General features: G+C 38.5%; 10 protein-coding genes. 8 read left to right on the forward strand and 2 right to left on the reverse strand.

Annotated elements, in window-relative coordinates; all coding sequences use genetic code 11:
- Positions 1-450 precede the first annotated feature (450 nt).
- Complete coding sequence (locus RWP09_RS07320) at positions 451-2,733, reverse strand: Xaa-Pro dipeptidyl-peptidase (protein WP_314435939.1); 2,283 nt, start codon at positions 2,731-2,733, stop codon at positions 451-453.
- Between the two features lie 259 nt (positions 2,734-2,992).
- On the opposite strand from RWP09_RS07320, the gene RWP09_RS07325 reads away from it, so the two are divergent.
- From RWP09_RS07325 to pyk, 4 genes are all read left to right on the forward strand, one after another.
- Positions 2,993-9,952, forward strand: coding sequence for a mucin-binding protein (locus RWP09_RS07325; protein ID WP_314435941.1), 6,960 nt, complete (start codon positions 2,993-2,995; stop codon positions 9,950-9,952).
- Between the two features lie 124 nt (positions 9,953-10,076).
- Positions 10,077-13,178, forward strand: coding sequence for a DNA polymerase III subunit alpha (locus RWP09_RS07330; RefSeq protein ID WP_314435943.1), 3,102 nt, complete (start codon positions 10,077-10,079; stop codon positions 13,176-13,178).
- An 81-nt stretch (positions 13,179-13,259) separates the two neighbouring features.
- Positions 13,260-14,267, forward strand: a complete 1,008-nt coding sequence (gene pfkA / locus RWP09_RS07335; protein WP_000820860.1) for a 6-phosphofructokinase — start codon at positions 13,260-13,262, stop codon at positions 14,265-14,267.
- Positions 14,268-14,325: 58 nt separating this feature from the next.
- Positions 14,326-15,831: a pyruvate kinase gene (pyk, locus tag RWP09_RS07340; protein ID WP_314435945.1), complete on the forward strand. Its 1,506-nt coding sequence runs from the start codon at positions 14,326-14,328 to the stop codon at positions 15,829-15,831.
- A gap of 308 nt (positions 15,832-16,139) precedes the next feature.
- Here pyk and RWP09_RS07345 read toward each other — a convergent pair whose 3' ends face one another.
- Complete coding sequence (locus tag RWP09_RS07345) at positions 16,140-17,126, reverse strand: L-lactate dehydrogenase (RefSeq protein ID WP_247934378.1); 987 nt, start codon at positions 17,124-17,126, stop codon at positions 16,140-16,142.
- Positions 17,127-17,320: 194 nt separating this feature from the next.
- Between RWP09_RS07345 and gyrA the strand changes: the two genes are divergently transcribed.
- From gyrA to RWP09_RS07365, 4 genes are all read left to right on the forward strand, one after another.
- Positions 17,321-19,789, forward strand: a complete 2,469-nt coding sequence (gene gyrA / locus RWP09_RS07350) for a DNA gyrase subunit A (RefSeq protein ID WP_314435947.1) — start codon at positions 17,321-17,323, stop codon at positions 19,787-19,789.
- Entirely contained in the window at positions 19,789-20,532 is a 744-nt protein-coding gene (locus RWP09_RS07355) for a class A sortase (protein ID WP_313969663.1), read from the forward strand. The genes gyrA and RWP09_RS07355 overlap by 1 nt, the downstream gene beginning before the upstream one ends.
- A gap of 271 nt (positions 20,533-20,803) precedes the next feature.
- Entirely contained in the window at positions 20,804-21,601 is a 798-nt protein-coding gene (locus RWP09_RS07360; protein ID WP_314435950.1) for a formate/nitrite transporter family protein, read from the forward strand.
- A 290-nt stretch (positions 21,602-21,891) separates the two neighbouring features.
- A complete protein-coding gene (locus RWP09_RS07365) occupies positions 21,892-22,689 on the forward strand; it encodes a formate/nitrite transporter family protein (protein ID WP_314435954.1) in 798 nt (265 codons plus the stop codon).
- The last annotated feature ends 82 nt before the right edge of the window (positions 22,690-22,771 follow it).

Raw genomic sequence — 22,771 nt, forward strand, 5'->3', positions numbered from 1 at the left:
AGTGGTAAGCGGTATTGTCACGTATGATGATTTTAAAGTCAGTAGTATACAGAACTATACGGAGAAAATCTCCTTCTTTTAACTTGTCACTAGTTGGGTGGAGATGAATAGGCTTTATATCTGTTGTGTTCTTTACTGACAGTAAATCATTCCATTAGGGTAGCATTTTGTCACGACTTGTTGTAAATTTATGATTAATGGCAATTCACAGAGTTTGTCCAACATGTGGTGTGGTAGCGTGTATGATAGAGGGTTACACATGTTGGTTATGGGGCGGTATCTTTTGTTCAAGCTCCAGTAGTTGGGCTTCTAATAGCCCTTATTTGGACTAGATTTGATACCAAGTTGTAGTTTCTTTCGACTGTTCAAGTGGGTGTCTCTGATGATAGGAAGGCAAATGGTCACGTAATTAAGCTTTCCTTGGAAAATTTCAACACTGAAAGTCTGATATTATACCTTTTGACAAGGTAGGGTAAGAGTAGACTGTTTAAGATCAACAGTCAGGTGGTAAGCGGTGTTGTCACGTATGGTGATTTCAAAGTCAGTAGTATAGAGGACTAAACGGAGAGCATCTCCTTCTTTTAGCTTGTAAATAGTTGGTTGCAGTTCAAATTGCACATCCATCCATTCATCTGCAGTAATATCCTCTACTAACAGTAAATCATTTCTATTTTGCAAATTAAGGTAGCCTTTTGTAATGACTCGTTGTGTAGTTGCACTAAATGGCAATTCACAGAGATTTTCCAGCATGTGATAGCGACCGTTGTCAATGGTTCTAGCACTTAAAATAGCTGGATAAGGCTGTAGGTATTTCTTTTGACCAAATTCTAGCAGTTGAGCTGATAAGAGCCCCTTATTTGTACTGGATTTGATACGAAGATTGAGCTGAGCGCGACCGTTCAGGTGGAGATCTTTAGTCACAGGCAGGTCAATAGTTATTTGATTGGCTTTCCCTTGATAGAGTTCCGTATTGAAGGTCTGGTATGTCTTACCATAACGCTCAAAATCCTTATCTGAGTACTGGTTTTGAATGACCTGCTCTTCTTGACCGAGTGAGAAGATTTCAAAGTTTTCTTGCTCACCAAAGTTATCAAGAGATAACCAAGTCTGAGGAGCAGTATTGTCCTGCCAGATAACAGTAGGAAGTTGGTAATCCGTTTCCTGTCCCAGTAATTTCTTAGTCAATAAAGCATTCATGGATTCGCGGAAGTCAATGGACTGCCAGTTGTTCATATACACATGGGCGCCATTATGGAAAAAGAGATGCTTATTTATATGAGTAGGTAGGGCATGGAACATCTGGTAAACATGAAGTGGCTTGACATTCCAATCCTGAGAACCATGAGTAAAGACAACCTCTGCTTTTACCTTATGGGCATTGAGAAGATAGTTGCGGTCATGCCAAAACTGATTGTAGTCACCAGACTTGCGATCCAGTTGCTCTTTTACTTTTTCTAAATCAGCTTGGTGAGCTTCGTTACTACGAATATAGTCGCCAGCCAAGAGATTACGAGAGTAGGTTAGTTCAGCAAGAGAGTCAAAGTCCTCCCCTGGATATCCACCTGGGCTAGTCACCAGACCGTTTTCACGATAGTAATTGTGCCATGAAGAAATGCCTGCCTCGGCAATGATTACTTCTAAACCATCTACACCAGTAGTGGCAAGACCGTTTGACATGGTACCTAGATAGGAAAGTCCAGTTGTGGCTACTTTTCCGTTTGACCAGTCAGCCTTGACTTGACGTTGGCGCGTGTGGTCAGTAAAGGCACGGCAACGACCGTTGAGCCAATCAATAACATTTTTATAGGCCTCGATTTGCTGGTAGTCTCCGTTAGTCATGAAACCTGTGGAGTCTTTTGTACCAAGACCTGAGACATAGAGATTAGCAAAGCCTCGTGGAAGGAAGTAGTCGTTGAGACTATAGCTAGCGTTGATGTGCGTTAGTTTTTCCTCAGCTTCTGACACTAGCTCAGCTTGACCATGAGCTTGGATGAGATTTAGTTGAGGTTTCTCTAGCTCGATCTTGTGAGCAGGTTTTACTTCAAGCTCACCTTCCATCTTGTAGAGAGCCTTGTCGCTGGCTTTGTCATTTGTTCCCTGATGATAGGGACTGGCTGTCATAATAGCAGGGATTTGTCCATCAAAACGAGGACGAATAATGCTGACCTTGACTAGGTCTGGTAGACCTTTTTGGTCGGTATCGACACGAGACTCAACGTAGACCACCTCTCGAATGGCATCATGGCTGGAAAAAGTAGCCAAGCTCTTACCGTTAAAGTAGTGGTAGGCATTATCTTCAGGGATGAGACCATCACTTACTAGTTGATCAATCAGGAGATTTCCTTTTTTGGTTCGAGTATTGAGTAACTGATAGAGATTTTCAATCAAATCACCATATACGATGGGAAAACCTGTTTCTTTACGGAAGGTTTGGCTATCCTCAAAATCAACCAGATAGCTAAAACCTAGCACTTGAAAAGCAATAGTGTAGAAAATATCCTCGGTTAGTTCTCGTTCTGATTGAAAGAAGCTTAGGAGGTCTGTCTCTTTATCAGCAGCTAAACTTGTTAGGGGATGATCTGTATATTGATAGGTGAAAAAAATATGTCGTAGAAAATGCTCTAATAGTTCCTTCTCGGATAAGTTAATATGAAAAGGGAAGCCATATGACTGGAAATCCTGATAAATTTTATCTCTAGATAGGGCTATATAACTATATTGGTTAAAACGCATAGAACCTCCATATAAAATTATAGTTAAAATTATTATATCAAAAAACTAGGGAAAAACAAATATAAACGCTAAAATTATTTATTATAAATATTATTAACATTATAATATAAATAAAATGAATCTTTTTATTAAAATAAACTTTTTTAAAAAAAGAGTAATAGAAACTGCTTTCATTGATTTTTACGGGGGAGAGGAGTATAATATATACTGTGTAATTGTATTCAATTGCTTACAAAAATAAAAATAGAAAGCAATAACTATGTATAAATCAAAAAGACAAGTGAATAGAAAAACTTTTGATTGGTATGGCTTGAGCCAGCGTTTCTCAATCCGTAAATACCATTTCGGAGCAGCTAGTGTCCTTCTTGGAACTGCTTTGATTTTGGGTTCACCTCAGGCAACAGCCAAGGCGGATGATGATGTTTCTGCAACTATTACTCAGACAAGACATGATCAAGGTATGGATACAGGAACCAATAGCGCGACAGATGGTTTGAAAAATGTAACCTTGCCAACAGCAAGTACAACAGAAGCGCCTGTACTTGAAAAGCCTACTTTGAGCGACGAAGAGATTGCGAAACTAGCAACTGCTTCTGAGACTCCTGCAATTACATCTCCATCAGAAACAGCAAAAGAAGAGAGCAAACCAGCTACTTCAGATGCTGTAGTGAAGACAAACACTGAAGAACAATCTAAAACAGATAAATTAACAAAAAAAGAAACTAAAACAGAAGAAAAAGCTGAGAAAAAAGAAGAAATTAAAAAAGTATCTTCTGAAGAAAGTACAGTTACTGAATCAAATAAAAAGAAAGAGGAAGTAGCTCCTAAACGTAGCAAACGTAGCAAACGTGCATTATCTGACGGGGAAACTACAGATTATAGTGGCGCTAAGATATCTGGACGATTAAATGACGGAAAAACACAATATGTAGTTGGTGAACAAATCTTAGGTTCTTATAATTTAGATGTTTCGGCACCAACAAAAATTGAAGAAGGAGGATATATTTTAATTACTGCCTCTGATAATGAACCATTAGATACTTTTGAAATCGGATCAAGTTTAAGATCTGAAAAAGTTAATAATAATCAGTATAAATTATATACTGGAGAATTATCAGGTGGAGCATATGCTAATATTAATGTTAGTTATAAATTAAAAAAATATGAAACTGGGAAAAATTCAAATACAACTATAAAGGCTGAATTGTTTGATAAAAATAATACTTTAATCAAATCTACAGACTTTTCTAACACGAATACAACTGGTACGCCATATGTTTCAGTTGATACTAGAAATGGTATTCGTAGACAAACATTATTAGAAACAAATCAACCAGAAACAGAGATTGATATTTCTAAGAGTAAAGATTTACAATTAAGTTTAAAATCTACCAATAAAGAGTCCGCTGCAATTACAAAAATTGATCATGCTGTTGAATTGCCGGCAGGTGTTACTATTGCGCAAACTTCTCTAGATGCGGGATGGAAATTAGAAAATGGTGTTGCAAAATATACAAGACTAGTCCCTTCTTCTATAACGACGTTTGCTAGTGGAGATAATACACAAAATGAACTGTTGTATTTAAATGTAAGCAATGGTGGAACACCAGCAGAATTTTTAACAGGTAAAAAATTAACGTTTAAAGATAATGCAACGTATACGGATAAATCTGGATTTACGAATACAACTTCAGACGATGTTACAGTAACAGTTCGTGCTGTAAATCCTAAAAAATCTATTGGTGGTTCTAACCCAAATAATACCAATAATGATCAGACTAATTCAAGTGAAAATAACAGTGGAACTGGTGGTAGCACAGTACCTACTAAGAGTGATGTTCAAGTAGCAATTTTTAATACTACGATGGAGAAGAATAATTCTCGTATCGTTAATATTGCAATGCCTTATGTTAATACAAAAACAGAAGATACCCGAAGAATTCATTTATCAGGAAATTATGGTGATTCATACGGTCCTGCAAGTGTAAAAGAAGTTGAAATTTCGATTGATAGTAATATTGATCAAAATCGAGCGATTGAATTTTATGCGATTTGGACTCCGACAGATAAAGGGAAATCTACCTTTATTAGTTATGAAGATAATCCAGAAAGTTTAGGATTAAATTCTACATTGACTTTTGAAGTATACTCTGTAACGAATGGAACAGAATCAAAAATTGGAGAGGTATCACTTCGTAAAGGAGATGTTGCAGACAAAGTAGCCTTGCCCGATGGTACTACAACAGTGAAGTTAAAACCAAAAGGAAATATGCCATTAGAAACTGCTGGATTACAAGCTGTAGGTTTATTTTTAAGTCAAGATTTAAAAGGATTAGAAGAAGCAAAAAAATTAGCTAAGGAAGGAAATAAAGTTGAAAGTATCGTTACAGCATCTGTGTATACACATGGATATGATGAACCAAAGGTTGATGTATCAAAAACAACCTTTGCAAATTCACGAGATGCGATTAAGCTTGTCCCTACAGCAAACCCTATTACTACTACTTTAGCGGGGAACTTAACTCAAGAACTTGGTAGTCAATATGAAGTCTATGAGTATTCACCTAATGGATTAGGAAATCGTATTTATAATAAACAAATCTGGGATCGTAAAACGTATGTTAATTTACAAGATATTAGTGCTAAAAATGCGAAATTACTTGTAGAATTACCAGATGGATTTAGTTACGCTGGAAATGATAGTTCTGTAAAAACTGTAGAAAATTATAATAATTCAGGAAAAACAGTTTTAGAAGTTACACCATCGAATCAGAATTCAGAGTATACATTATCACCAAATTTACAGTTCAAAGTAGATAATTGGGTGGAATCAGGAAAATATCCAGTTAAATATACGTTAGTTTGGAATGAAGATGAAAGAGTAGTTGGAATTAATCCAAATAATGATTATGATGGTACAAATGCAACAATCACGAACACGAGTACCTTTACGTATGAATTACCAGTAATTAATAACTTAGCAACTCGATTAATCACACAAGTGACGGATCAACCGACAGATTCAAGTACTTATTCAGCAGGAGCCTATAACTTAGCTCCAAATGATGAAGTGAAGTATCGTTTGTCATTAACAAACAGTTCAAATGCTGCTACTAGAAACAATGTAGTTATTTCAACATTACCACGAGTATCTGATAAAAATATTGTATTAAACTCAAAAGATCGTGGTTCACAATTTGATGTTCATATGACTGCAGCAGCGACAACTCCAGAAGGTTGGACTGCGTATTATTTAACTACACCAGTATCTGGAACAGCAGTTGACTTAGAAAAGACGATTACATTAACGGCTGATCAGGTTACAGATTGGTCAACCGTAACAGCAGTAAAATTTGTTTCTAATCAGGATGTTTCTTTAAAAGCGGGATCAACTGCAGCATTTTATCTTCCAGCTAAAGCAAGTAGTACTGCCACAAATAATCAAGTTGCCGTTCTTACTTCAGCAACACGTACAGATGGACAAGATACATTTAACGAAACCAATCCGGCTCGAATTTCAATTAAGATTGAAGATGTTAAAAAAGGTGCCGTTAAAGTAGCGTACGAAAATAAAGATAATGTTTCTATTAAAGATACTGTGACTGCTATCGAAAGTCGTGCCTATAAAAAAGGGTATGATGTGAATACTCAAGAATTTAAACCTGACACTCTAATTGGAAAAGATGGAAAAGAGTATTACTTTGTAAAAGTAAAGGAGACTTCACCAAGTCCAACAGGAACAATTGATAGCCCTGAAGTTACTGTAACTTATGTGTATGATTTATTATATGAAGAAATCACAAAAGCAACAAAACAAACGGTAACGTACGAAGGAGAAGGAGGGAATACACCCGCCCCTAATGAACAAACAGATTATACATTTACTAGAAAAACAAACAAAGTTACAAACGTAACAACATGGAATGAAGAGACACATATTTATGGAGTCGTAACAACACCAAAAGTAGAAGGATACTATGCGGATAAAGCACAAGCAGGCGGAAAAGAGGTAACCCCAACAAATCCAGAAGCAAGTGATAAAGTAGTGTATAAACCATTAGGAAAAGTAATCTTAGTGGATGAAGGTGGAAATGAAATTCCAAACACACCAAAACCGACATATAGAAACAATCCAAATGATCCAACTGTTGGAGGAGAAACACCAATTCCAGAAATTCCAGACGGATATGAAATCAAACCAAAACAAAACGTACCAGGATTCAATTCAGAAGGAAAAGTAGTCACTCCACCAAAACCAGGAGAAGATACAAGAATTGTATTAGTAGCGAAGCAAGGAGATATCACAAAAGCAACAAAACAAACGGTAACTTACGAAGGAGCAGGAGAAAACACACCAGCGCCTAACGAACAAACAGATTACACATTCACTGGGAAAACAAACAAAGTTACAAACGTAACAACATGGAATGAAGAGACACATACTTATGGAGTCGTAACAACACCAAAAGTAGAAGGATACTATGCGGATAAAGCACAAGCAGGCGGAAAAGAGGTAACCCCAACAAATCCAGAAGCAAGTGATAAAGTAGTGTATAAACCATTAGGAAAAGTAATCTTAGTGGATGAAGGTGGAAATGAAATTCCAAACACACCAAAACCGACATATAGAAACAATCCAAATGATCCAACTGTTGGAGGAGAAACACCAATTCCAGAAATTCCAGACGGATATGAAATCAAACCAAAACAAAACGTACCAGGATTCAATTCAGAAGGAAAAGTAGTCACTCCACCAAAACCAGGAGAAGACACAAGAATTGTGTTAGTGAAAGTAAATCAAAAAGCAACAGTAACGTATGTTGTTGAAGGAACCAATACAGTTCTTCATACAGACAAATTAGAAGGTAAATCTGGAGAACCAATCCACTACACAACAGCAACTAAAATTGCAGAGTTAAAAGGACTTGGATATGAATTAGTAACTGACGGATTTGTAACAGCGACAGATAAGAACTTCGATAAAGATACAAAAGTTGATCAAAACTTCGTAGTAACAGTAGCTAAGACAGTTCCTGTAACACCAACAACTCCACAAAATCCTAACGAAGATCCACAAAATCCTAAACCAGGAGACCCAATCAATCCTGAGAATCCAAACGGACCAAAATGGACGAAAGAAGCTCTTGATAAACTAAATAACATCAAATCAGTAACTCGTACAATTACTTACATTAAAGACGGTACAGATGAAGAAGTATCACCAACTGAAGCTCCAAAAGTAATAAATAAAGTAAGCTTCACACGTACAGTAGTTGTAAATCCAAAAGACGGTTCAGTAGTAGGATACGACACAACAGGTGACGGTATTGCAGACGTAGCAGCAACAGACACTACAAGCGGATGGACAGCTGCAGGTACAGCTAAATTTGGAGAAGTTAAATCACCAGTTGTTAAAGGATATGTTGTAAAACCTAACCAAGATACACAAGGTGACTTAGTAGAAGCTGATGGATCTAAAGTTAAAGCATCTACAACAGACTTAACAGTAGATTCACCTAACCAAGATCTAAAAGTTAGATACGTAGCAGTAGGAAAAATTGTACCGAAGATCCCTGAAGGAGAAACACCAACAACTCCAGCATCAGAGACTCCGTACGGTAACGATCCAAAAGATCCAGGTAAAGTTGTGACACCAGATCCAACGAAACCAACAGATCCACAAGATCCAAACAGTCCAAAAGTTCCAGTGGTTCCTCATGTACCAGGATATACACCAAAAGATCCAAATGGAAACCCACTGAAACCAGTAGATCCAGAAGATCCAACGAAAGGATATGTACCACCAACACCTACAACACCAACAGAAAACACTGAAATCAATTACGAAAAAGATACTCAAAAAGCAGTAACGAAATTTGTAGATCCAAGTGGAAACCCAATCCCTGGTGTAACGAACATCGAAGAAACTGGTAAATCAGGTGATCCATTAACGAAAGCAACAGAAGTAACTACTGAAATTGCTAAGTTAATCGCTAAAGGATATGATCTAGTAAGTAACAACTACGGTAAAGATAACAACGGAAACTTCGATAAAGATTCTGGAAAAGATCAAGAATACACTGTAGTGTTAACACCACACGTTGAGCCAATTAAACTATTTGACCCAACTAACCCGAACGATCCTAATACACCAAAACCAGGTCAGCCAATCGATCCTAAGAATCCGGATGGACCAAAATGGACTCCAGAATTAATCAAAGAGCTAACTACGACTAAACACGTTACTCGTACAATCACTTACGTTGACAAAGATGGAAACAAAGTTGAGTACACAGACAAAGCTGGAAACAAATCTACAGCAGATGTAACTGACAAAGTAACATTCACTCGTGAAGCTAAGATTAACGTTGTAACAGCTGCTATCGAATATGGTAAATGGACTCCAGTAAACAACGATACTACATTTGATAAAGTAACATCACCAGTAGTTCCAGGATACGTTCTGAAAGATCCAGCTCAAAAAGAAGTAGCTGAAACTACAGGATTAACTGAAAACTCTAAAGATGAAACAATCAAGGTTGTTTACGTACCAGTAGGAAAAGTTACAATTACAGTACCACCAGGTGTAACACCACCAACTCCGGTAACAGATACACCTTACGGAAATGATCCACAAGATCCAGGTAAAGTTGTACCACCAAGTCCAACGAAACCAACAGATCCACAAAATCCAAACAGTCCGAAAGTACCAGTGATTCCACATATCCCAGGAACAACACCACAAGTGCCGAAAGATCCAACTAAACCAGTAGATCCAAACACTAACCCACTTGTACCATTGAAACCAGTTGATCCGAACGATCCAACTAAAGGATATGAAGTACCAGATGTACCAACAGATCCAACTCAAGATACGCCAATCAAGTACATCCCTGTTCCTAAGCCAAATGATGGTGGTGGCAACAATGGAGGCGGAGGTGGTAACACACCAACTCCTCAACCTCAACCAAATCCAACTCCTCAACCAGAACCTAGTCCTGCACCAGTTCCAGTGACACCTGAGACTCCTGAACAACCAGTAGCTCCAGTGACACCAGAACAACCAGCAGAGCCTGCTACACTACAGTATATGGATGGTCAACGTGAACTTCCAAATACAGGTACAGAAGCAAACTCTAGTCTAGCAGCACTTGGACTTCTAGGAACCTTGAGTGGATTCGGATTGATTGCTCGTAAGAAAAGAAAAGACGAAGAATAATTCAGACTTTCTTTCAAACAGTGATTGATTCAACCTAAGAAAGAACTTGAGATTCAACATCTCAGGTTCTTTTCTTTTTTGAAAATGGTATAATATAGTGAGAAGGATAGAGGAGAAGTGTAAATTGATCGCACAACTAGATACAAAAACAGTTTATAGTTTTATGGAGAGCGTTATTTCGATAGACAAGTATGTGAGAGCAGCTAAAGACTATGGCTACACTCATCTGGCTATGATGGATATTGATAACCTTTATGGGGCTTTCGACTTTCTAGAGGTTACAAAAAAATACGGTATTTATCCTTTACTAGGGCTTGAAATGACTGTATTTGTGGATGCTCAGGAAGTGAATCTGCGTTTTTTAGCCCTATCTAGTGTGGGATATCAGCAGTTGATGAAGCTTTCAACAGCTAAGATGCAGGGGGATAAAACATGGTCAGTCCTGTCCCAGTATCTGGAGGATATTGCGGTCATTGTGCCTTATTTTGAAGAGATTGAGTCGCTAAATCTGGGATATGATTATTATATTGGGGTTTATCCAGAAACACTGACAAGTGAATTTCATCATCCAATCTTGCCCCTTTATCGGGTCAATGCTTTTGAAAGTAGGGATAGAGAAGTTCTACAAGTATTAACAGCGATTAAAGAAAATCTCCCCCTCAGAGAAGTTCCCTTGCGTTCACGACAAGATGTGTTTTTATCAGCAAGTTCTTTAGAGAAATTATTTCAAGAACGTTTTCCGCAAGCCTTGGACAATTTAGAAAAGCTTATTTCAAGCATTTCTTATGACTTAGATACTAGTCTGAAACTGCCTCGTTTTAATCCAGCTAGACCAGCAGTAGAAGAGTTGAGAGAACGTGCTGAATTGGGACTTGCTCAGAAGGGGCTGACTAGTAAAGAATATCAAGAACGTCTAAACCAAGAATTGGCTGTTATTCATGATATGGGCTTTGATGATTATTTCTTGGTTGTCTGGGATTTGCTGCGTTTCGGACGTTCGAATGGCTACTATATGGGAATGGGACGGGGTTCTGCTGTTGGTAGCTTGGTTTCCTATGCCTTGGACATCACCGGGATTGACCCAGTAGAGAAGAATCTGATTTTTGAACGTTTTCTCAATCGTGAACGCTATACCATGCCTGATATTGATATTGATATCCCGGATATTTATCGTCCAGATTTTATCAGATATGTTGGTAATAAATATGGCAGTAAACATGCGGCGCAAATCGTTACTTTTTCTACTTTTGGGGCCAAGCAAGCTTTACGTGATGTTTTGAAGCGCTTTGGTGTACCCGAGTATGAATTATCTGCAATTACTAAGAAAATCAGTTTTCGTGACAATCTCAAGTCGGCCTATGAGGGCAATCTCCAATTTCGTCAGCAAATCAATAGTAAGTTAGAATACCAAAAAGCCTATGAAATAGCCTGTAAGATTGAGGGTTATCCAAGACAAACCTCGGTCCATGCGGCTGGTGTTGTGATTAGTGACCAAGATTTGACGGACTATATCCCTCTGAAGCATGGGGATGAAATTCCACTGACTCAGTATGATGCTCATGGAGTTGAAGCAAGTGGGCTTTTGAAGATGGACTTTTTGGGACTGCGAAATTTGACCTTTGTCCAGAAGATGCAAGAGTTGCTTGCTGAAACAGAAGGCGTTAAGATAGCTATCAACGAGATTGATTTGGAAGACAAAGAAACGTTAGCTTTATTTGCCTCTGGCAATACAAAAGGTATCTTTCAATTTGAGCAACCTGGTGCCATTCGTCTGCTTAAGCGTGTGCAACCAGTCTGTTTTGAAGATGTCGTAGCGACTACTTCTCTAAATAGACCAGGTGCTAGTGACTATATCAATAATTTTGTGGCAAGAAAGCATGGGCAGGAAGAAGTGACTGTTCTAGATCTAGCTCTGGAGGATATTTTGGCTCCAACTTATGGTATTATGCTCTATCAGGAGCAGGTTATGCAGGTTGCTCAGCGTTTTGCTGGATTTAGTCTCGGAAAGGCCGATATTTTACGTCGAGCTATGGGTAAAAAGGATGCCTCTGCCATGCATGAGATGAGGGCTTCCTTTATTCAAGGTTCATTAGAAGCTGGTCATACTGCGGAAAAGGCAGAGCAGGTCTTTGATGTTATGGAGAAGTTTGCAGGTTATGGTTTTAACCGTTCTCATGCCTATGCATACTCAGCCTTGGCCTTCCAGTTGGCCTATTTCAAAACGCATTATCCAGCCATCTTTTATCAGGTCATGTTAAATTCTTCCAACAGTGATTACTTAACAGATGCCTTAGAAGCAGGCTTTGAAGTAGCGCCTCTGTCCATCAACACCATTCCCTATCACGATAAAATTGCCAATAAGTCTATCTATCTAGGTTTAAAATCGATTAAGGGAGTCAGCAATGATTTGGCACTTTGGATTATTGAAAATAGACCTTATTCGAACATTGAAGATTTTGTAGCTAAATTACCTGAGAATTATCTGAAACTTCCTCTGCTAGAACCTTTGGTAAAAGTTGGTCTTTTCGATTCATTTGAAAAAAATCGTCAAAAAGTATTTAATAACTTAGCTAATCTATTTGAATTTGTAAAAGAGTTAGGAAGTTTGTTTGGAGATACTATTTATAGTTGGCAGGAATCGGAAGATTGGACAGATCAAGAAAAATTCTACATGGAACAAGAGCTTTTAGGAGTAGGAGTTATCAAACATCCCCTACAAGCTATTGCAAGTAAGGCTATTTATCCGATTACCCCAATTGGGAATTTGTCAGAAAATAGTCACTGTATTATCTTGGTAGAAATTCAAAAAATTAAAACTATTCGCACTAAAAAGGGTGAAAATATGGCTTTCTTACAGGTCAATGATAGTAAGAAAAAACTGGATGTTACCCTCTTCTCAGACTTATATCGTCAGATTGGTCATGAGGTAAAAGAAGGGGGATTCTACTATATCAAAGGGAAAGTCCAGTCACGTGATGGCCGTCTGCAAATGATTGCACAAGAATTAAGAGAAGCAGTGAGTGAACGATTCTGGATTCAGGTGAAAAATCATGAATCGGATCAAGAAATGTCACGTATTTTAGACCAGTATAAAGGCCCAATCCCAGTCATTATCAGGTATGAAGAGGAACAGAGAACAATTGTTTCTCAACATCATTTTGTAGCTAAATCTGATGAATTAGAAGCGCAATTAGGTGGAATCGTTATGAAAACGATTTATCGCTAAAATTACGGAAAATAGAAGAATTTTCCAATTAAATGTGATATAATCAGTAAGAATGTTAAAAGAAAAAGGAGCATAAACCAAATGAAACGTATTGCTGTTTTAACTAGTGGTGGAGACGCCCCTGGTATGAATGCTGCTATCCGTGCAGTTGTTCGTCAAGCAATTTCAGAAGGAATGGAAGTTTTTGGTATCTATGATGGATATGCTGGTATGGTTGCTGGTGAAATTCATCCCCTAGATGCTGCTTCAGTAGGAGACATCATTTCTCGTGGTGGTACTTTCCTTCACTCAGCTCGTTATCCAGAGTTCGCTCAACTTGAAGGGCAACTTAAAGGGATTGAGCAATTGAAAAAACACGGGATTGAAGGTGTAGTTGTTATCGGTGGTGACGGATCGTATCACGGTGCTATGCGTTTGACTGAACATGGCTTCCCAGCTATCGGTCTTCCAGGTACAATCGATAACGATATCGTTGGTACTGACTTCACAATCGGTTTTGACACAGCGGTTACAACCGCTATGGACGCTATCGATAAGATTCGTGATACGTCATCAAGTCACCGTCGTACTTTTGTTATCGAAGTTATGGGACGTAACGCTGGTGATATCGCTCTTTGGGCAGGTATCGCAACTGGTGCTGATGAAATCATCATTCCTGAAGAAGACTTCAAGATTGAAGATATCGTAGAAAGCATTAAATGTGGTTATGAGTGTGGTAAAAAACACAACATTATCGTCTTAGCTGAAGGTGTGATGTCAGCAGCTGAATTTGGTCAAAAACTTAAAGAAGCTGGCGATACAAGCGACCTTCGTGTGACAGAACTTGGACATATCCAACGTGGTGGTTCTCCAACAGCTCGTGACCGTGTATTGGCGTCACGTATGGGTGCCCATGCCGTTAAACTTCTTAAAGAAGGTATCGGTGGTGTTGCGGTTGGTATCCGTAATGAGAAAATGGTTGAAAACCCAATTCTTGGTACAGCAGAAGAAGGAGCATTGTTTAGCCTCACTGCAGATGGTAAGATTGTGGTTAACAATCCACATAAAGCTGATCTTGAACTTTCTAGTTTGAATAAGAGCTTGTCATAATTTAAAAATTAGTTAATAAGACCAAAGAGGTCATATATATAAAGGAGTCACAAAAATCATGAACAAACGTGTAAAAATCGTTGCAACTTTAGGTCCTGCGGTAGAGATCCGTGGTGGTAAAAAATTTGGTGATGACGGATACTGGAGTGGAAAACTTGATGTTGAAGCTTCTGCTAAAAACATTGCTAAATTGATTGAAGCTGGTGCTAACACATTCCGTTTCAACTTCTCACACGGTGACCACCAAGAACAAGGTGACCGTATGGCAACTGTTAAACTTGCTGAAAAACTTGCAGGTAAAAAAGTTGGTTTCCTTCTTGATACAAAAGGACCAGAAATCCGTACAGAATTGTTTGAAGGAGATGCAAAAGAGTACTCTTACACAACTGGTGAAAAAATCCGTGTTGCAACTAAACAAGGAATTAAATCAACTCGTGATGTGATTGCATTGAACGTTGCCGGAGCTCTTGATATCTATGATGATGTTGAAGTTGGTCGTCAAGTTTTGGTTGACGATGGTAAACTTGGTCTTCGTGTGGTTGCTAAAGATGACGCAACTCGTGAATTTGAAGTTGAAGTTGAAAACGATGGTGTAATCGCTAAACAAAAAGGTGTTAATATCCCTAACACTAAAATTCCTTTCCCAGCTCTTGCTGAACGTGATAACGATGATATCCGTTTTGGTCTTGAACAAGGTATCAATTTCATCGCGATTTCATTTGTACGTACTGCAAAAGACGTCAACGAAGTTCGTGCAATCTGTGAAGAAACTGGAAACGGACACGTTCAATTGTTTGCTAAAATCGAAAACCAACAAGGTATCGACAACTTGGATGAAATCATCGAAGCTGCTGACGGTATCATGATTGCCCGTGGTGACATGGGTATCGAAGTACCATTCGAAATGGTTCCAGTTTACCAAAAAATGATCATCAAGAAAGTTAATGCTGCTGGTAAAGTTGTTATCACTGCAACAAACATGCTTGAAACAATGACTGAAAAACCACGTGCTACACGTTCAGAAGTATCAGACGTATTTAATGCTGTTATCGACGGTACTGACGCTACAATGCTTTCAGGTGAGTCTGCAAATGGTAAATACCCACTTGAGTCAGTAACTACAATGGCTACAATCGACAAGAACGCTCAAACTCTTCTTAACGAATACGGCCGTTTGAACTCAGATTCATTTGAACGTAACTCTAAGACAGAAGTAATGGCTTCAGCTGTTAAAGATGCTACTAACTCAATGGACATTAAATTGATTGTAACTCTTACTAAGACAGGTCACACTGCACGTTTGATCTCTAAATACCGTCCAAATGCTGACATCTTGGCATTGACATTCGACGAATTGACAGAACGTGGATTGATGTTGAACTGGGGTGTTATCCCAATGTTGACAGATGCTCCATCTTCAACTGACGATATGTTCGAAATTGCTGAACGTAAAGCAGTTGAAGCAGGTCTTGTACAATCTGGTGATGATATCGTTATCGTAGCTGGTGTACCAGTTGGAGAAGCTGTACGTACAAACACAATGCGTATCCGCACAGTACGTTAATTAAAATAAAAAAGCCTATCGTATCAAGCTTTCTAGCCTGTGTGATGGGCTCTTTTTTTGTCTAGGAGGCAAAACTTTTTACTAGCTATTTAATGCGACGGTATCAACTGTTCCAATCACTGCTTGTTCCATGGCTTTAATAATGTGAGTGTTGATTTGATGGGGAGTCTTAGTGTCTTTATTACAAAACCGTGTCAGGATAGTTTTATTGGGCTCATATTTTCTTCACGTAAACTTTGTAAAATATTTTGTTTAGATATAGATAAAAAATAACTCCCTGATGAGTCAAGGAGTTATTTTTATCTAAATTAATTTTTTGAAGCTGCTTGGAATTCAGGATTTTTCCATGCTTCGTCAATGATAGCTTGCAATTCTTTTGCAGATGCTTGCATTTTTTGAGTTTCTGCGTCGTTCAATGGGATATTTACTGGACGAACGATACCGTGTGCCCCAACGATAGCTGGTTGACCGATAAAGACGTTTTCAACACCATATTGACCTTCTTGGAATACAGAGAGTGGTAGCACGGCATTTTCATCATCAAGGATTGCACGAGTGATACGAGCTAGGGCAACGGCGATACCGTAGTAAGTAGCACCCTTTTTGTTGATGATTGAGTAAGCTGCGTCACGAACTGAGATGAAAAGTTCAACAAGGTCAGCTTCATTCAAGTCACGGTTTGCTTGCAACCATTGTTCCAATTTAACACCAGCAACGTTAGCGTGAGACCAAACAGCGAATTCTGAGTCACCGTGTTCACCCATGATGTAGGCATGGACTGAACGAGCGTCAACACCGATTGTTTCAGCAAGGGCTTGACGGAAACGAGCTGAGTCAAGAGAAGTACCAGAACCGATAACGCGTTCTTTAGGGAATCCAGAGAATTTCCAAGTTGAGTAAGTTAAGACGTCAACTGGGTTAGCTGCTACAAGGAAGATACCATCGAAACCAGAAGCAACAACTTGCTCAACGATTGATTTGTTGATAGCAAGGTTTTTACCAACAAGGTCAAGGCGAGTTTCACCTGGTTTTTGAGGAGCACCGGCAGTGATAACAACAAGATCAGCGTCCGCACAGTCTTCGTACTTAGCAGCGTAGATTTTCTTCGGTGAAGTAAATGCAAGCGCGTGGCTAAGGTCTTCAGCGTCACCAACTGCTTTTTCAAACAATTGAGGAATTTCAATAATACCAAGTTCTTGTGCGATTCCTTGAGTAACAAGGGCGAAAGCGTAAGATGAACCTACAGCACCATCACCAACAAGGATAACTTTTTTGTGTTGTTTAGTTAGTGTCATTTGTCTAAACATCTCCTTAATTTTATTCAGGGTTTTCCCCAGTTATTTCAATTCTATCACTTTTAAAATGCTTTGTCACGGATATGCCTTGCAGTTCTTGATGTAAACGTTTTAGTGGTTCTAGATACCTGAAATATGGCAGACATTGTGGTATAATATATTTAATTACTAATTGTGAAATGAGGCATTTATTAATGCAGGATAGAAATTTAGTGAATGTCAATCTGACAAAGGAGATGAAGACGAGTTTTATCGACTACGCTATGAGTGTTATCGTAGCACGGGCTCTTCCTGATGTTCGAGATGGCTTGAAACCTGTTCACCGTCGTATTCTCTACGGAATGAATGAATTGGGTGTTACTCCAGACAAACCCCATAAAAAATCTGCTCGTATTACTGGGGATGTCATGGGTAAATATCACCCACACGGGGATTCCTCTATCTATGAAGCTATGGTCCGTATGGCTCAATGGTGGAGCTACCGCTACATGCTTGTAGATGGCCATGGGAACTTTGGTTCCATGGATGGTGATGGTGCTGCCGCCCAGCGTTATACTGAGGCACGTATGAGCAAGATTGCTTTGGAGATGCTTCGTGATATCAATAAAAATACGGTTGATTTCGTTGATAACTATGATGCCAATGAACGTGAACCCTTGGTCTTGCCAGCTCGTTTTCCAAATCTTTTAGTTAATGGAGCTACTGGTATCGCTGTCGGTATGGCGACAAATATTCCACCTCATAATTTGGGTGAAACTATTGATGCAGTGAAGTTGGTCATGGACAATCCTGAAGTGACCACTAAGGATTTGATGGAAGTCTTGCCTGGGCCAGATTTTCCAACTGGTGCTCTTGTCATGGGGAAATCAGGTATCCATAAGGCTTACGAAACAGGTAAAGGTTCGATTGTTCTTCGTTCTCGTACTGAAATTGAAGAAACTAGGACTGGCCGTGAGCGCATCGTTGTAACAGAATTTCCATACATGGTCAACAAAACAAAGGTACATGAGCATATTGTTCGTTTGGTTCAGGAAAAGCGTATTGAGGGAATTACAGCAGTACGTGATGAATCAAACCGTGAAGGGGTTCGATTTGTTATTGAAGTCAAGCGTGATGCCTCAGCCAATGTTATCCTCAATAACCTCTTCAAGATGACCCAGATGCAAACCAATTTTGGTTTTAATATGCTTGCAATCCAAAATGGAGTACCGAAGATTTTGTCCCTTCGTCAGATTTTGGATGCTTATATCGAGCACCAAAAAGAAGTGGTTGTTCGTCGTACCCGTTTTGATAAGGAAAAAGCAGAAGCGCGTGCTCATATCTTAGAAGGTCTCTTAATCGCACTAGACCATATCGACGAAGTGATTCGTATCATCCGTGCTAGTGAAACGGATGCGGAAGCACAAGCTGAGTTGATGAGCAAGTTTAAGCTTTCTGAACGTCAAAGTCAAGCCATCCTTGATATGCGCCTTCGTCGTTTGACAGGTTTGGAACGCGATAAGATTCAGTCTGAGTATGATGACCTCTTGGCTCTGATTGCGGATTTAGCAGATATTCTAGCTAAGCCGGAACGTGTTTCTCAAATTATTAAAGATGAATTAGACGAAGTTAAGCGTAAGTTTGGCGACCAACGTCGTACTGAATTGATGGTCGGTGAAGTCTTAAGCCTCGAAGATGAGGACTTGATTGAAGAATCGGATGTCTTAATTACGCTTTCTAACAAGGGTTACATTAAACGTTTGGACCAAGGAGAATTCACTGCCCAAAAACGTGGGGGGCGTGGTGTTCAAGGTACAGGCGTTAAGGATGACGATTTTGTCCGAGAGTTAGTGTCAACTAGCACTCATGATCACCTACTCTTCTTCACAAATAAAGGTCGTGTCTATCGTCTTAAAGGATATGAAATTCCTGAATATGGCCGTACTGCCAAGGGATTACCAATAGTCAATCTTTTGAAATTGGATGAAGGTGAAAGTATTCAGACCATCATCAATGTTGAAGCTGAACGTAGTGATGATGCTTATCTCTTCTTCACAACCCGTCATGGTATTGTGAAGAGAACCAGCGTTAAGGAGTTTGCTAATATTCGTCAAAATGGACTTAAAGCATTGAACCTCAAGGATGAAGATGAGTTGATTAATGTCTTGTTGACGGAAGAAGATACGGATATTATCATTGGTACCAAGCTTGGTTATGCAGTTCGCTTTAATCAATCAGCCGTTCGAGGCATGAGTCGTATCGCTACTGGTGTGAAAGGTGTCAATCTCCGCGAAGGGGACACAGTTGTTGGTGCTAGTGTGATTACAGACCAGGACGAGGTTCTTATCATCACAGAAAAAGGATATGGTAAGCGCACAGTTGCGACCGAATATCCGACAAAAGGTCGTGGTGGTAAAGGGATGAAGACGGCTAATGTAGCTGAGAAAAATGGTCCTCTATCAGGTCTTTTGACTGTTAAAGGTGATGAAGATTTGATGATTATCACTGATACAGGTGTCATGATTCGAACCAACGTTGCCAATATTTCACAAACAGGGCGCTCAACTATGGGAGTTAAAGTGATGCGCCTGGATCAGGATGCTAAAATTGTGACCTTTACAACGGTAGCAGCGTCAGAAAAAGAAGAAGTTGGGACAGAAAACGAAATAGAAGGTGAAGCATAATGTCTCATAAAAAGAATAATAAGAAAACAAACCGTAAAAATTTACTAATCAATGTCTTGGCAGGATTCTTAATCCTCTTGTCACTGGCATTAATCTTTAATTCAAAAATTCGTGATATCTTCATGGTTTGGAATACTAACAAGTATCAAGTTAGCCAGGTATCAAAAGAAAAATTGGAAGAAAATCAAGATACAGAAGGTAATTTTGACTTTGACTCAGTAAAAGCCATTTCATCAGAAGCTGTCTTATCCTCACAATGGAATTCGCAAAAATTACCAGTTATTGGTGGGATTGCTATTCCTGAAGTAGAAATTAACTTACCTATTTTTAAAGGTCTTGATAATGTCAATCTCTTCTATGGAGCTGGTACAATGAAGCGTGACCAAGTGATGGGGAAAGGAAACTATTCACTAGCTAGTCATCACATTTTTACAGCAGAAAATGCCAGTCAGATGCTATTTTCTCCCTTATCACATGCTAAAAATGGTATGAAAATTTATCTGACTGATAAGGATAAGGTTTATACTTATGTCATTCATGAGGTCAAGCATGTAACACCAGATCGTGTGGATGAGATTGACGACCGTAGTGGTGTTGATGAGATCACACTTGTAACTTGTGTGGACTATGATGCGACAGAGCGGATTATTGTAAAAGGTGATTTGAAAGATACAAAAGACTATTCACAAACACCTGAAGAAGTTCTAACAGCCTTCAATCAACCATATAAGCAACGTTATTAATAGTTAAAGAATCAGTAAACATCTAGTTCTACTGATTCTTTTTATTTTGTTTTATAAACATACTATGTAATGCTAATACTCTTCGAAAATCTCTTCAAACCACGTCAGTTTCACCTTGCCGTACTCAAGTAGAGCCTGCGGTAGCTTCCTAGTTTGCTCTTTGATTTTCATTGAGTATAAAATCAATACAAATGTTATAAATTTAAGAAAATGATTACCCATTCAAACATTTTATGTTATAATGATAAATATAAAAAATTAGGAGATGTTTATGAGTTCTTCAGAGTTTATTTCGAAGATAGATTATTATTGCCACAAGAAAGAAAGTCTTTTCAAGCAAAGTAAGTTCAAGTATGCTATTCGTTCCATGTTTGCAGGTGCTTTTTTAACCTTCAGTACAGCTGCTGGTGCTATTGGTGCGGATCTATTAAATAATATTATTCCAAGTAGTGGGTATTTCCTTTTCCCATTTGTTTTCGCTTGGGGGCTGGCCTATATCGTCTTTCTAAATGCGGAATTGATAACTTCCAATATGATGTACTTAGCAGCTGGAGTGTTCTTGAAAAAGATTGATTGGAAAAAGGCAATGATTATTTTACTCTATTGTACTTTGTTTAATCTCATTGGTGCCTTGGTAGCTGGATGGGCCTTTGCCAACTCATCAGCCTTTTCCCATTTGACCCATGATAGTTTCCTTCCTAAGCTTGTAGCCAAGAAATTGGCGCGTCCAAGTGAGTTAGTCTTGCTTGAGGGGATTCTTGCCAATGTATTTGTAAATATTGCCATTCTTTCGTCTATATTAGTCAAAGATGGTGCTGCTAAACTATGGATCATTTTATCAGCTATTTCAATGTTTGTCTTTTTGTCCAATGAGCACATCGCTGCCAATTTTGCTTCCTTCAGTATTATGAAATTCAGCATGATTGCTGATCAAGTACCTCACTTTGGTCTTGCAAATATCCTTCGACATTGGGGAGTTACCTTCATTGCTAACTTTATAGGTGGAGGACTTCTGATTGGTTTGCCATATGCCTTTCTAAATAAGAATGAAGATACATATGTTGATTAAGAAGAGTTAGTGTATCAGGGAGAATCAGAATGATTCTCTCTTTTTCTTTTACAAATAGGCTTGCAGAGAAAATCGTTTTTAAATTGTAACAATAAAATATATTAAATAGAATAAAAGTTATTCCATGCAACCTCAATATCCTGATAATTGAAAATTCTAAAAGCTTGTTATTAAAACAATGTAAACGATTGCTGGATTTATAAATTTATTAAAAATGCAATTAGGAAAGGCTTTTCATTATATCTGTTTTATGTTATAATTATCACAAATAAAAGTTTTAGGAGTTTATTATGGTTTCTTCAGAATTTATCTCAAAGATTGAATTTGCTTGCAAGAAGAAAGAAAGTCTTTATAGTCAAAGCAAATTTAAGTATGCTATTCGTTCGATGTTTGCAGGTGCATTTTTGACCTTCAGTACTGCTGCTGGTGCAGTTGGGGCTGACTTGATTAATAAAATTGCACCAGGTAGTGGACGCTTCCTCTTTCCATTTGTCTTTGCTTGGGGATTGGCCTACATTGTTTTCTTGAATGCCGAGTTGGTAACATCAAACATGATGTTCTTGACTGCTGGTAGTTTCTTGAAAAAAATCTCTTGGAGAAAAACAGCTGAGATTTTACTTTACTGTACCTTGTTCAATCTTATCGGAGCTTTGATAGCAGGTTGGGGCTTTGCTCATTCGGCAGCCTATGCACATCTGACACACGATAGTTTCATCTCAGGGGTTGTTGAGATGAAGTTAGGCCGTTCAAATGAATTAGTCTTGCTTGAGGCGGTTTTGGCAAATATTTTCGTTAATATTGCGATTCTTTCATTTGTTTTGGTCAAAGATGGTGGTGCCAAACTTTGGCTCGTTTTATCAGCAATTTACATGTTTGTATTCTTAACAAATGAGCACATTGCGGCGAACTTTGCTTCTTTCGCGATTGTAAAATTCAGTGTTGCTGCTGACTCAATTGCTAATTTCGGTGTTGGGAATATGCTTCGTCATTGGGGTGTAACCTTCATCGGAAACTTAATTGGTGGTGGTTTCTTGATGGGTCTTCCATACGCCTTCCTTAATAAAAATGAAGATACTTATGTAGATTAAGAAAATGGCACGATTGATTCGTGCTTTTTTATATGGGAATGATAGCAATAGTTATTTATTATATCAAAATATAGAAAACTAA

Source organism: uncultured Streptococcus sp. (genome assembly GCF_963521255.1).
Lineage (GTDB): Bacteria > Bacillota > Bacilli > Lactobacillales > Streptococcaceae > Streptococcus.

Bases quoted from the DNA above. Each gene is read 5' to 3' on its own strand.
- RWP09_RS07325 (WP_314435941.1), top strand. From the start codon at position 2,993: ATGTATAAATCAAAAAGACAAGTGAATAGAAAAACTTTTGATTGGTAT.
- RWP09_RS07345 (WP_247934378.1), bottom strand. From the start codon at position 17,126: ATGACACTAACTAAACAACACAAAAAAGTTATCCTTGTTGGTGATGGT.
- gyrA (WP_314435947.1), top strand. From the start codon at position 17,321: ATGCAGGATAGAAATTTAGTGAATGTCAATCTGACAAAGGAGATGAAG.
- RWP09_RS07355 (WP_313969663.1), top strand. From the start codon at position 19,789: ATGTCTCATAAAAAGAATAATAAGAAAACAAACCGTAAAAATTTACTA.
- RWP09_RS07360 (WP_314435950.1), top strand. From the start codon at position 20,804: ATGAGTTCTTCAGAGTTTATTTCGAAGATAGATTATTATTGCCACAAG.
- RWP09_RS07365 (WP_314435954.1), top strand. From the start codon at position 21,892: ATGGTTTCTTCAGAATTTATCTCAAAGATTGAATTTGCTTGCAAGAAG.
- pfkA (WP_000820860.1), top strand. From the start codon at position 13,260: ATGAAACGTATTGCTGTTTTAACTAGTGGTGGAGACGCCCCTGGTATG.
- RWP09_RS07320 (WP_314435939.1), bottom strand. From the start codon at position 2,733: ATGCGTTTTAACCAATATAGTTATATAGCCCTATCTAGAGATAAAATT.
- pyk (WP_314435945.1), top strand. From the start codon at position 14,326: ATGAACAAACGTGTAAAAATCGTTGCAACTTTAGGTCCTGCGGTAGAG.